Raw genomic sequence first — 12,761 nt, forward strand, 5'->3', positions numbered from 1 at the left:
CGCTTACCGGGCCTACAACTGCACGAACGCAGGCCGGGTAAGGCGAAGCCGCCACCCGGCAACACGCTACTTCATTCTCGCCATATAATACGCATCCACATACTCACCGTTGCGCAGCGCGTAACGCCTGCCGGTGCCTTCGATCTCAAAGCCGTACTTCTTATACACCGCAATCGCCGGGGCATTATCGGCGAACACCGTCAGCTCAATACGCTCGACGCGCAGCCAGTTGTCGCACATATCAATCATGGTACGCATCAGCGCGCTGGCGACGCCGCGGTTGTGCCAGCGCGAATCCACGCTGACACCAAAATCGGCGACGTGGCTACGGCGGGGACGTTGGACGACGGCAATGCTTAAATGGCCGACGACTTGCTCATCGATACAGGCCACCAGTTGCTTCACGCCGGGCGTATCGGTTAGCCGCTCCCGCCACATATGTTCGGATGGATGAGGGACCTGTAGCGTGTTGTGATACACCTCCGGCTGGGCGTGAATTTGACGAATCGCGTCAATATCTTTCGGTTCAGCATGGCGTATCACGATGTCACTCATTCCTTGTTCCTCATTCAGGTGAAAAGTCCCTTTAAACATCACTGACTACGGCGTTCGAGTCAACACGCATTATTTGCAAAAAAAAGTAGACAAGTGCGAATGAGAATGATTATTATTGTCCTGCATTCAGGGAGACCCTTGCGGAAAGCCTGAAAGCACGACATTGCTCACATTGCTTCCAGTATTACTTTAGCCAGCCGGGTGCTGGCTTTTTTTTTTGCTGCTATCTCAGGCGCTCTGCGGCCTGACGGGCTCCGCGTCGGTTTTGGAGGGTGCGTCTGCTACCAGACCGAGAATATGACTTTTGTTCTCCGCGGCGGCCAGCATTTCAGCGCGACCGCTAAAAACGCCGCCTTTCTTGATCGCCAGCGCGCGATAGGCGAGGGTACCCTCCAGATGGCCGTGCTCCTCGATGGTGATGCTGTCGCCATGACACTGGCCCTGCACCTTGCCGTCAATTATTAGCTCCCGGCAGCTGACGTTGCCCTCCACCTGGCCTTCACGCATTACCTTAATCAAATGCTCTTTGGCCTCAATGTTGCCGGTGACCTGACCGTGGATATAGACATGGCCGCTGGCGACTATATTGCCGACGAAATGCACCCCGCTGGCGATGACCGTAGTCTCGTGTTTTTTGCTGGCGACCGCTTCGGGTTCTGGGTTAATTGCCGGAGGCGTGGCTGCTTCTGATATCTGAGGTTCCGTTTTATTTTTCTTAATAAACATCGCGTTAATCTTGTTCCGTTGGCTATGGAGGAGGAAAGCGATAAGCGCGCAGGCGGCCGCCAGGCGCGCCAGCGCGCTTGCATCGACAGACCAGGCGATCAGCGCGAGAAGCCAGAAAAAAAGGGCGCCGTTTATGGCGAGATACTGTTTGTCCATCAGCAGCGGCTGGCTACTCCGTTAGTCATCAGCAACCTCCTGGTTTGCTCTCCACTTATCCGCAGTTTTGCCATGGCGATCAAGGTTTTTTGCCGAAAACTGTTGATCTAATCACTTATTAATCAATAAGTTATTAATAATTACGTATGAGTGATACTCGAACTATTTTCCTAACGAATCTTCACTGCAAGCGAACAGAGAGGATGAAGTGAGGGACCGGCTTGCGCTATGGTTGAAGGTAGCTCATTAACTAAGGACAGCGTTATGACTCTGCACTGCGCATTTATTGGCTTTGGTAAAAGCACCACCCGCTATCACCTTCCTTACGTTTTGCACCGCAAAGACCGCTGGCAGGTAGCGCACATTTACCGCCGCCGGGCGAAGCCCGAGGAGCAGGCGCCGCAGTATTCCCATATTCATTTCACCAGCGACCTTGATGAAGTATTAAACGATCCACTGGTCAAGCTGGTGGTGGTCTGCACTCACGCCGACAGCCATTTTGAATATGCGAAAAAGGCGCTGGAGGCAGGAAAAAACGTGCTGGTGGAAAAGCCGTTCACCCCGACGCTGGAGGAAGCAAAAACTCTGTTTGCCCTGGCGAACAGCAAAGGCCTGACGGTGACGCCCTATCAGAACCGCCGTTTCGACTCCTGCTTCCTGACCACCAAAAAGGTGATTGAGAGCGGGAAACTCGGCGAACTGGTGGAGATCGAAAGTCATTTTGATAACTACCGCCCACTGGCGGAGACCAACCCCGGCGGTCCGCAAAACGGCGAGTTCTATGGCCTTGGCGTGCATACCCTGGATCAGATCATTTCGCTGTTCGGCCGCCCGGACCATGTCTCTTACGATCTGCGCTCGCTGCGCAATAAAGCCAACCCGGATGACACCTTTGAAGCCCAGCTGTTCTACGGCGATATGAAGGCCATCGTTAAGACCAGCCATCTGGTGCAGATCGATTACCCGAAATTTATCGTTCACGGGCACAAAGGTTCGTTTGTGAAGTACGGCATTGACCAGCAGGAGACCAGCCTGAAGGCCAATGTCATGCCGGGCGAGCCGGGATTTGGCGCGGACGACAGCGTTGGCGAGCTGGTGTATGTCAACGAGGCAGGGGAGATGGTGCGCGAAGCGGTGCCGCTGGAGAGCGGCGATTATGGTCGGGTGTACGACGCGCTGTACGACACCCTCGTCAACGGCCAGCCGAATTACGTCAAGGAAACTGACGTTCTCACCAATATGGAGATCCTGCAGCGCGGCTTTGAGCAGCCTTCACCGGCCACCATTACCCTTACCCGATAAGTCAAATTGGCTCCTCTGCGCTTGTTCATATTTTTTGAACAGAGGAGTCAATTTTCACCCTCTATGATCGCCGGCGAAATGGGTCCACACTGACTCCATCGACAACATACGGGGGTGCAACATGATCTATTTACGCAAAGCGAACGAACGTGGCCACGCTAACCATGGCTGGCTGGATTCCTGGCATACTTTCTCTTTCGCCAACTATTATGACCCGAACTTTATGGGCTTCTCCGCCCTGCGGGTGATTAACGACGACGTCATCGACGCCGGTCAGGGCTTCGGTACCCACCCGCACAAAGACATGGAGATCCTGACCTATGTGCTGGAAGGGGCGGTGGAGCACCAGGACAGCATGGGCAACAAAGAGCAGGTGCCGGCGGGCGAGTTCCAGATCATGAGCGCGGGTACCGGGGTGCGCCACTCTGAGTACAACCCGAGCAAAACCGAACGTCTGCGTCTGTATCAGATCTGGATTATTCCGGAAGAAACCGGCATTACCCCGCGCTACGAGCAGCGCCGCTTCGACGCCGCCCAGGGCAAACAGCTGGTGCTGTCGCCGGATGCGCGAGATGGCTCGCTGAAGGTGTACCAGGATATGGAACTCTATCGCTGGGCGCTGCTGAAAGATGAGCAGTCGGTTCACCAGATTGCCGCGGAACGCCGCGTGTGGATCCAGGTGGTCAAAGGCGAAGTGACCATCAACGGTACCAAAGCCACCACCAGCGACGGTTTGGCCATCTGGGACGAGCAGGCGATTTCGGTTCATGCCGACAGCGATAGCGAGATCCTGCTGTTCGATCTGCCGCCGGTTTGATAGTTATCTGAGCCAGGTTAAATAAATTGCGCAACCTTCCCTCATGTTAGGGAAGGTTGCGCTTTGTCCGTGATAAACTGAGAAAATGTTTCCCCGTTGATCACAGTCAGGACGATGAAAAAGAAAAGACCCGTACTTCAGGATGTAGCCGATCTTGTCGGCGTGACCAAAATGACGGTCAGTCGCTATTTACGCAACCCGGAGCAGGTCTCCGAAGCGCTGCGTGGCAAGATTGCCGTTGCCCTCGATGAACTGGGTTATATTCCCAATCGCGCCCCTGACATTCTTTCCAACGCCACCAGCCGCGCCATCGGCGTGCTGCTGCCGTCGTTAACCAATCAGGTCTTTTCGGAAGTACTGCGCGGTATCGAAAGCGTCACCGACGCCTTCGGCTATCAAACCATGCTGGCGCACTACGGCTATAAGCCGGAAATGGAAGAGAAACGCCTCGAATCGATGCTCTCCTGGAACATTGATGGCCTGATCCTCACCGAACGCACCCATACGCCGCGCACCCTGAAGATGATCGAAGTCGCCGGCATTCCGGTGGTGGAGCTGATGGACAGCCGGTCGCCGTGTCTCGATATTGCCGTCGGGTTTGATAACTTTGAAGCCGCCCGGCAGATGACCGCGGCGATCATCGCCCGCGGCCACCGCCATGTCGCCTATCTGGGGGCGCGTCTTGATGAACGTACTATCATCAAACAGAAGGGGTACGAGCAGGCGATGCTTGACGCCGGGATGACGCCCTACAGCGTGATGGTGGAGCAATCCTCGTCCTATTCTTCGGGGATTGAGCTGATGCGCCAGGCGCGCCGCGAATATCCACAGCTCGACGGCATCTTCTGCACCAACGATGACCTCGCGGTCGGCGCGGCGTTCGAGTGCCAGCGTCTGGGACTGAAGATCCCCGATGATATGGCGATCGCCGGGTTCCACGGCCATGATATCGGCCAGGTGATGGAGCCGCGGCTGGCCAGCGTCCTGACCCCGCGCGAGCGGATGGGGCGCATCGGTGCCGAACGGCTGCTGGCGCGCATTCGTGGTGAAGCGATTACCCCTAAGATGTTAGATTTAGGTTTCACATTGTCACCGGGCGGATCAATTTAAACTGACAAGTTTGAAGTAGATCACACATATTCACATCTGGCACGAATGGATATTGCTTCTCCACAGGTCCGGCATGACAATGTTACCGATAACAGTTACCCGTAACAATTAACCGATACGCCGCCTTCGCGCTGGATGAGTCAGCCCCGGCGCGGCGTACCAGTCCAGTGGGAGGACGCTTTGAGCACGACTAACCATGATCACCACGTCTATGTCCTGATGGGCGTTTCCGGCAGCGGAAAATCCGCTGTCGCCAGCGAAGTGGCGCATCAACTGCATGCCGCGTTTCTTGACGGCGACTTTCTCCATCCGCGCAGCAATATCACCAAGATGGCCTCCGGCGAGCCGCTCAACGATGACGACCGCACGCCGTGGCTGCAGGCGCTAAATGACGCCGCGTTCGCCATGCAGCGTACCAACAAGGTGTCGCTGATCGTCTGCTCGGCGCTGAAGAAGAGCTATCGCGACATTCTGCGCAAGGGCAACCCGAACCTCTCCTTCATCTACCTGAAAGGCGATTTCGACGTGATCGAAAGCCGTCTGAAGGCGCGTAAAGGGCACTTCTTTAAAACCCAAATGTTGGTGACGCAGTTTGAAACGCTGCAGGAACCAGGCGCCGACGAGAGCGATGTGCTTATCGTCGATATCGACCAGCCGCTGGAAGGCGTGGTGGCCAGCACCATCGAGGTGATCAACAAAGGCAGTCACTAGTGAGTACTTTAACGCTTGTTTTAACAGCAGTCGGCTCGGTATTGCTGCTGCTGTTTTTAGTCATGAAGGCGCGAATGCACGCCTTCGTGGCTTTGATGGTGGTTTCTATTGGCGCCGGTCTCTTCTCCGGCATGCCGCTGGATAAAATCGCGGCGACGATGGAGAAAGGGATGGGCGGTACGCTGGGCTTCCTGGCGATCGTCGTCGCGCTCGGCGCGATGTTCGGTAAGATCCTGCATGAAACGGGGGCGGTCGATCAGATTGCCGTCAAGATGCTCAAATCATTTGGCCACAATCGCGCGCACTATGCGATTGGTCTCGCCGGTCTCATCTGCGCGCTGCCGCTGTTCTTCGAAGTGGCGATCGTACTGCTGATTAGCGTCGCCTTCTCGATGGCGCGCCATACCGGTACTAACCTCGTGAAGCTGGTGATCCCGCTGTTTGCCGGCGTTGCCGCCGCCGCGGCGTTTCTGTTGCCTGGACCGGCGCCGATGCTGCTGGCGTCGCAAATGCACGCCGACTTTGGCTGGATGATCCTGATTGGCCTGTGTGCGGCCATTCCGGGGATGATTATCGCCGGTCCGCTATGGGGCAACTTCATCAGCCGCTACGTCGAATTGCATATTCCTGACGACGTCACGGAACCGCATCTCGGCGAAGGCAAAATGCCCTCCTTCGGCTTCAGCCTGGCGCTGATCCTGCTGCCGCTGGTGCTGGTTGGCCTGAAAACCATCGCCGCGCGCTTTGTGCCGGTGGGTTCCACTGCCTACGAATGGTTCGAGTTTATCGGCCACCCGTTCACCGCGATCCTGGTGGCCTGCCTGGTGGCGATTTACGGTCTGGCGGTACGTCAGGGAATGGCGAAAGACCGGGTGATGGAGATTTGCGGCCACGCGCTGCAGCCGGCCGGGATTATTCTGCTGGTGATCGGGGCAGGCGGCGTCTTCAAGCAGGTGCTGGTTGACTCCGGCGTTGGCCCGGCGCTTGGTGAAGCGCTGACCGGAATGGGGCTGCCGATCGCTATTACCTGCTTCGTACTGGCGGCGGCGGTGCGTATCATTCAGGGCTCTGCCACCGTGGCGTGCCTGACGGCGGTCGGCCTGGTGATGCCGGTGATTGAGCAGCTGAATTACAGCGGCGCGCAGATGGCGGCATTGTCTATCTGTATCGCCGGCGGCTCGATTGTGGTAAGCCACGTGAACGACGCCGGCTTCTGGCTGTTTGGTAAATTTACCGGCGCCAGTGAAGCCCAGACGCTGAAGACCTGGACCATGATGGAAACCATCCTTGGCACCACCGGGGCGATTGTCGGTATGATCGCCTTCCAGCTGCTGAGCTAAGCCCGCTCATCTCCCGCTCGCGGGAAATAAAAAGCCAGGGTAACGCTGCTTACCCTGGCTTCTTTGCAATAAACCGTCCTTTTTCCCTCTTTTCCTTGCCAGCTATTGGCCCTTATTAGCGCTACGACGATGCTCGTATCCCTCGTCAGCCCTTGCTGTGACTGGGTTTGTCGCTTTTTTTTGGCAAGCGGAAAAGCACCAGATTTCACGCTTAATCCATAATCAGGATCAATAAAATAGCGACGGAAAATATTCCATTCCCCAGGGGATTTCCCCGATAATCGTTGCGCTTTTGACGACGACCAGCGACGGTGGACAATGTGCAGGATAAGTTGCTTTTCTGATTGTTCAGCAATCATTGATTAATTTCACTTGCGACTTTAGCTGCATTTTGTAAGGTGAGGGATACTCCAGTTGGAAACTGGCCAGGCACAAACAGCACACACCTCGCAGGAATACGTTATGAAAAATGTTGGTTTTATCGGCTGGCGCGGAATGGTCGGCTCTGTCCTCATGCAACGCATGGTTGAAGAGCGCGATTTCGACGCCATTCGCCCGGTGTTCTTCTCTACCTCCCAGCTGGGACAGCCAGCGCCGTCATTCGGCGGTAGCACCGGTGGCACGCTGCAGGATGCGTTCGATCTGGACGCTCTGAAGGCGCTGGACATTATTGTCACGTGCCAGGGCGGCGATTACACCAACGAGATTTACCCGAAGCTGCGCGCAAGCGGCTGGCAGGGTTACTGGATTGACGCGGCTTCTTCGCTGCGCATGAAGGACGATGCGATCATTATCCTCGACCCGGTTAACCAGGACGTGATCACCGCCGGCCTGAACAACGGCGTGAAAACCTTTGTCGGCGGCAACTGCACCGTCAGCCTGATGCTGATGTCCCTCGGCGGCCTGTTTGCTCAGGATCTGGTGGAGTGGGTCAGCGTGGCGACGTACCAGGCGGCTTCCGGCGGCGGCGCGCGTCATATGCGTGAGCTGCTGAGCCAGATGGGGCAGCTGCATAATCATGTGGCCGCGGAGCTGGCGGACCCGGCTTCCGCCATCCTGGATATTGAGCGCAAAGTGACGTCGCTGACCCGCAGCGGCGAGCTGCCGGTCGATAACTTTGGCGTACCGCTGGCGGGCAGCCTGATCCCGTGGATCGACAAACAGCTGGATAACGGTCAGAGCCGCGAAGAGTGGAAAGGCCAGGCGGAGACCAACAAGATCCTCGCCACCTCGTCCGTTATCCCGGTAGACGGCCTCTGCGTTCGCGTTGGCGCGCTGCGCTGCCACAGCCAGGCGTTTACTATCAAGCTGAAGAAAGACGTTTCTATCCCGACCGTTGAGGAGCTGCTGGCCGCGCACAACCCGTGGGCCAAAGTGGTACCGAACGATCGTGAGATTACCATGCGCGAGCTGACCCCAGCCGCGGTGACGGGCACCCTGACCACCCCGGTAGGACGCCTGCGTAAACTGAATATGGGGCCGGAGTATCTATCGGCCTTTACCGTTGGCGACCAGCTGCTGTGGGGCGCCGCGGAGCCGCTGCGCCGGATGCTTCGCCAGCTGGCGTAAGCCCAGGATGAACAGAAAGGGGGTCTTCAAGCCCCCTTTTTTTTTGCGTAATACAAGGAGTAAACGCGGATGTTAGATTTTTCCCCACGGAGGTAACTCAGCCTTGGCTATGCTTTAAGTAAGGAATTCCTTACCTGAAGGTGGGACGGAGCAGGAGGATGCTGAGAGCACTGCGCCGTTCAGGTCAAAAAAAGTCGCCAGTTACAGGAATGAGCGACACTTACAACAGGATGAAAGCATGTCTAATCATATTGATAGAGACGTGATTAATGCGCTAATCGCCGGTCATTTCGCGGATCCCTTTTCCGTGCTCGGCATGCACCGTACTGACGCCGGGCTGGAAGTGCGCGCATTATTACCCGATGCCACCGACGTGTGGGTTATTGAACCGAAAACCGGACGCAAAGTCGGCAAGCTCGAATGTCTCGACTCGCGTGGTTTCTTCAGCGGCGTCCTGCCGCGGCGTAAAAACGCTTTTCGCTATCAGCTGGCCGTCACCTGGCACGGGCAGCAGAATCTGATCGATGACCCTTATCGCTTTGGTCCGCTGTTGCAGGACCTTGACGTCTGGCTGCTGTCGGAAGGGACCCACCTGCGCCCTTACGAAACGCTGGGCGCGCACGCTGCCACCATGGACGGCGTCACCGGTACCCGTTTCTCGGTGTGGGCGCCGAACGCCCGCCGCGTATCGGTGGTGGGGCAGTTTAACTACTGGGATGGCCGTCGCCACCCGATGCGATTCCGCAAAGAGTCCGGGATCTGGGAGCTGTTCGTTCCCGGCGCGCACAATGGCCAGCTGTATAAATTCGAACTGATTGACGCCCACGGCAATCTGCGGGTCAAAGCCGACCCTTACGCCTTTGAGTCGCAAATGCGTCCGGAAAGCGCCTCGCTTATCTGCGATCTGCCGCCCAAAGTGGAACAGCCAGCGGACCGTAGAGCGGCGAACCAGTTTGATGCCCCGATCTCTATCTATGAAGTGCATCTCGGCTCCTGGCGCCGTCATACCGATAATAATTTCTGGCTGAGCTACCGCGAGCTGGCCGACCAGCTGGTGCCCTATGCGAAATGGATGGGCTTCACCCATCTCGAACTATTGCCGGTTAACGAGCACCCGTTCGACGGCAGCTGGGGCTATCAACCCACCGGGCTCTATGCGCCGACCCGCCGCTTCGGCACCCGCGACGATTTCCGTTACTTTATCAATGCCGCGCACGCCGCCGGGCTGAACGTCATTCTTGACTGGGTGCCCGGCCACTTCCCGGCGGATGATTTTGCCCTTGCCTCGTTTGACGGCACTTCGCTGTATGAGCACAGCGATCCGCGCGAGGGGTATCACCAGGACTGGAATACCCTGATCTACAACTACGGACGTCGGGAAGTCAGCAACTACCTGGTGGGTAACGCGCTGTACTGGATCGAACGCTTCGGCATCGATGCGCTGCGGGTCGACGCGGTGGCCTCGATGATCTATCGCGATTACAGCCGCAAGGCGGGAGAGTGGATCCCCAACGAATACGGCGGTCGGGAGAATCTGGAAGCCATTGAGTTTTTGCGCAACACCAACCGCATCCTTGGCGAACAGACGCCGGGCGCGGTCACCATGGCGGAAGAGTCCACCGATTTTGCCGGGGTGACCCGTCCGCCAGCCGGCGGCGGCCTCGGTTTCTGGTTCAAATGGAACCTCGGCTGGATGCACGACACCCTGGATTACATGAAGCTCGATCCGGTGCATCGCCGCTACCATCATGACAAAATGACCTTCGGCATGCTCTACAACTACACCGAGAATTTTGTGCTGCCGCTCTCCCACGATGAAGTGGTGCACGGCAAAAAATCGATTCTCGACCGCATGCCGGGCGATGCCTGGCAGAAGTTCGCCAACCTGCGCGCCTACTACGGCTGGCTGTTCGCCTTCCCGGGGAAAAAGCTGCTGTTTATGGGCAATGAGTTCGCTCAGGGCCGCGAGTGGAACCATGACGTTAGCCTCGACTGGCATCTGCTGGAGGGCGGCGACAACTGGCACCACGGCGTCCAGCGGCTGGTGCGCGACCTGAACCATACCTACCGTCATCATAAAGCGCTGCACGAGCTGGATTTTGACCCCTACGGCTTCGAATGGCTGGTGGTCGACGACCATGAGCGCTCGGTGTTTGTCTTTGTACGCCGTGACCGGGCGGGCAACGAGATTATCGTCGCCAGCAACTTCACGCCGGTGCCGCGCCACGACTACCGCTTCGGCATTAACCAGCCGGGCCGCTGGCGCGAGGCGCTAAATACCGACTCCATGCACTATCACGGCAGCAATCAGGGCAATGGCGGCGTGGTGGAAAGCGACGCTATCGCCAGCCATGGCCGCGAACATTCGCTGTCGCTGACCCTGCCCCCGCTGGCGACGATCTGGCTGGTCCGGGAGGCGCAATGACCTCACTCGCGGCAGGCAAACCTGCGCCATTGGGCGCCAGCTATGACGGCAAGGGGGTGAATTTCGCCCTCTTCTCCGCCCATGCGGAGCGGGTGGAGCTGTGCGTATTCGACGAGCAGGGCAACGAGCAACGCTTCGATCTCCCGGCGCGCAGCGGCGACATCTGGCACGGCTGGCTGGCCGCCGCCGGGCCGGGCCTGCGCTACGGCTATCGGGTACATGGTCCCTGGGACCCGGCGCAGGGGCACCGCTTTAACCCGGCCAAGCTGTTGATCGATCCCAGCGCCCACCGGGTCGAGGGCGATCTGCCTGACGATGAGCGCCTGCACGGCGGCATGTGGCAGCCCGATCGCCGCGACAGCGCCGCGGTCGCGCCAAAATCGCAGGTGGTGGATCTGCGCTATGACTGGCGTGGCGATAAACCGCCGCGTACCCCATGGGGGGAAACGGTGATTTATGAAGCGCACGTGAAAGGGCTCACCTTGCTTAATCCGCAGCTACCGGAAGCCATTCGCGGAACCTATAAAGCGCTGGGCCACCCGGCGATGATCGCTTACTTCAAATCGCTGGGCATCAGCGCCCTTGAGCTGTTGCCGGTGGCGCAGTTCGCCAGCGAGCCGCGACTGCAGCGGATGGGGTTAAGCAACTACTGGGGCTACAACCCGTTGGCGTGGTTCGCGCTGGATCCGCGCTACGCCAGCGACCCGGATCGCGCCCTGGATGAGTTTCGCGATGCGGTTAAGGCGCTGCACGCCGCCGGTATCGAAGTGATTCTGGATATCGTGCTCAACCATAGTGCGGAAATCGATCTCGAAGGGCCCACCGTCTCCCTGCGCGGAATCGACAACCGTAGCTATTATTGGGTAAGGGAGGATGGCGATTATCACAACTGGACCGGGTGCGGTAATACGCTCAATCTTAGCCACCCCGGCGTGGTGGAGTGGGCGCGCCAGTGTTTGCGCTTTTGGGTGGATGAGTGCCATGTCGACGGCTTTCGCTTCGACCTCGCCTCAGTGATGGGGCGGACGCCGGAATTCCGCCAGGATGCGCCGTTGTTCGAGGCTATCCGCCGCGACAGCGTGCTGTCGCAGGTGAAACTGATTGCGGAACCCTGGGATATCGGCCCGGGCGGCTATCAGGTGGGTAATTTCCCAGCGCTGTTCGCTGAATGGAATGACCATTTTCGCGATAGCGCCCGACGCTTCTGGCTACAGCAAAATGTCTCCCTGGGGGATTTTGCCCAACGTTTCGCGGCCTCCAGCGATCTCTTTGCCCGCGATGGCAAACCGCCATCGGCGACGGTCAACCTGGTGACGGCCCACGATGGCTTCACGCTGCGCGACTGCGTTTGTTTCAATCAGAAACACAATGAGGCAAACGGGGAGGAGAATCGCGATGGGACTAACAATAACTACAGCAACAATCATGGTATAGAAGGATTAGAAGCGAATTTTGCGGTGATTGAACGGCGGCGCGCCAGCGCGCATGCGCTGCTGACGACGCTGCTGCTGGCTCAGGGGACGCCAATGCTGCTGGCGGGCGATGAACAGGGCCACAGCCAGCACGGCAACAATAATGCTTACTGCCAGGACAACGCCCTGACGTGGCTGGACTGGCGCCAGGCGAACCCGGGATTAACCGCCTTTACCGCGGCGCTGATCCACCTGCGGCGCCGTATTCCGGCGCTCACCCGCAACCGCTGGTGGCAGGAGGGGGATGGCAACGTCCGCTGGCTTAATCGCAACGCCCAGCCCCTGACTGCCGCGGAGTGGCAGCAGGGGGCCGCGTGTATGCAGATCCAGTTGTCGGATCGCTGGCTGCTCACGCTGAACGCCACCGCAGAGGTGGTCGATATGGTTTTACCCGAGGGGGAATGGCGCGCCGTTCCTCCATTCGCCGGAGAGGATAATCCGGTCATCATGGCTGTCTGGCATGGGCCCGCGCACGGAGTGTGCGTATTTCAAAGGTCGTAAGCCCTGAAGCTTTCGGTTGGACCCGTGGCGGCGGCGCGGCGGGATGAGCTGGAAAGCGGGGGTGTAAAAAGGAGTTA

At 58.1% G+C, this 12,761-nt stretch carries 11 protein-coding genes; 8 read left to right on the forward strand and 3 right to left on the reverse strand.

All coding sequences use genetic code 11. From position 1 onward, the window contains the following. Window positions 1-66: 66 nt before the first annotated feature. A complete protein-coding gene (gene yhhY, locus AB1E37_RS01565; RefSeq protein WP_004181470.1) occupies window positions 67-555 on the reverse strand; it encodes an N-acetyltransferase in 489 nt (162 codons plus the stop codon). A gap of 228 nt (window positions 556-783) precedes the next feature. Beyond that, a complete protein-coding gene (locus AB1E37_RS01570; RefSeq protein ID WP_004188304.1) occupies window positions 784-1,437 on the reverse strand; it encodes a polymer-forming cytoskeletal protein in 654 nt (217 codons plus the stop codon). A gap of 264 nt (window positions 1,438-1,701) precedes the next feature. Between AB1E37_RS01570 and AB1E37_RS01575 the strand changes: the two genes are divergently transcribed. The 5 genes from AB1E37_RS01575 (at window position 1,702) to gntU (ending at window position 6,717) form a co-directional block, all read left to right on the forward strand. Then, the gene (locus AB1E37_RS01575) at window positions 1,702-2,739 is read left to right on the forward strand and encodes an oxidoreductase (RefSeq protein ID WP_004181468.1); all 1,038 of its coding nucleotides are present in this window, start codon (window positions 1,702-1,704) and stop codon (window positions 2,737-2,739) included. 121 nt (window positions 2,740-2,860) lie between these two features. Then, window positions 2,861-3,556 carry a pirin family protein gene (locus tag AB1E37_RS01580; protein ID WP_004901099.1) on the forward strand — a complete coding sequence of 232 codons (696 nt, stop codon included), beginning with the start codon at window positions 2,861-2,863 and terminating at the stop codon, window positions 3,554-3,556. 114 nt (window positions 3,557-3,670) lie between these two features. After that, window positions 3,671-4,666, forward strand: coding sequence for a gluconate operon transcriptional repressor GntR (gntR, locus tag AB1E37_RS01585; RefSeq protein WP_002920777.1), 996 nt, complete (start codon window positions 3,671-3,673; stop codon window positions 4,664-4,666). A 180-nt stretch (window positions 4,667-4,846) separates the two neighbouring features. Then, window positions 4,847-5,377: a gluconokinase gene (gene gntK, locus AB1E37_RS01590; protein ID WP_002920775.1), complete on the forward strand. Its 531-nt coding sequence runs from the start codon at window positions 4,847-4,849 to the stop codon at window positions 5,375-5,377. Continuing rightward, window positions 5,377-6,717, forward strand: a complete 1,341-nt coding sequence (gntU, locus tag AB1E37_RS01595; protein WP_002920773.1) for a gluconate transporter — start codon at window positions 5,377-5,379, stop codon at window positions 6,715-6,717. Before gntK ends, gntU begins: the two co-directional genes overlap by 1 nt. On the opposite strand, the gene AB1E37_RS01600 is transcribed toward gntU, so the two are convergent. After that, window positions 6,714-7,076 carry a hypothetical protein gene (locus tag AB1E37_RS01600; protein ID WP_032432318.1) on the reverse strand — a complete coding sequence of 121 codons (363 nt, stop codon included), beginning with the start codon at window positions 7,074-7,076 and terminating at the stop codon, window positions 6,714-6,716. The genes gntU and AB1E37_RS01600 overlap by 4 nt on opposite strands. A 103-nt stretch (window positions 7,077-7,179) precedes the next feature. On the opposite strand from AB1E37_RS01600, the gene asd reads away from it, so the two are divergent. The 3 genes from asd to glgX all read left to right on the forward strand — a co-directional run bounded on the left by asd (window position 7,180) and on the right by glgX (window position 12,684). Beyond that, window positions 7,180-8,286, forward strand: a complete 1,107-nt coding sequence (gene asd / locus AB1E37_RS01605) for an aspartate-semialdehyde dehydrogenase (protein ID WP_002920570.1) — start codon at window positions 7,180-7,182, stop codon at window positions 8,284-8,286. A gap of 238 nt (window positions 8,287-8,524) precedes the next feature. After that, entirely contained in the window at window positions 8,525-10,711 is a 2,187-nt protein-coding gene (glgB, locus tag AB1E37_RS01610; RefSeq protein WP_004150069.1) for a 1,4-alpha-glucan branching enzyme, read from the forward strand. Beyond that, window positions 10,708-12,684, forward strand: coding sequence for a glycogen debranching protein GlgX (gene glgX / locus AB1E37_RS01615; protein WP_004901094.1), 1,977 nt, complete (start codon window positions 10,708-10,710; stop codon window positions 12,682-12,684). Before glgB ends, glgX begins: the two co-directional genes overlap by 4 nt. The last annotated feature ends 77 nt before the right edge of the window (window positions 12,685-12,761 follow it).

Origin of the sequence: Klebsiella sp. Shm-1 (genome assembly GCF_040804525.1) — a bacterium.
Lineage (GTDB): Bacteria > Pseudomonadota > Gammaproteobacteria > Enterobacterales > Enterobacteriaceae > Klebsiella > Klebsiella pneumoniae.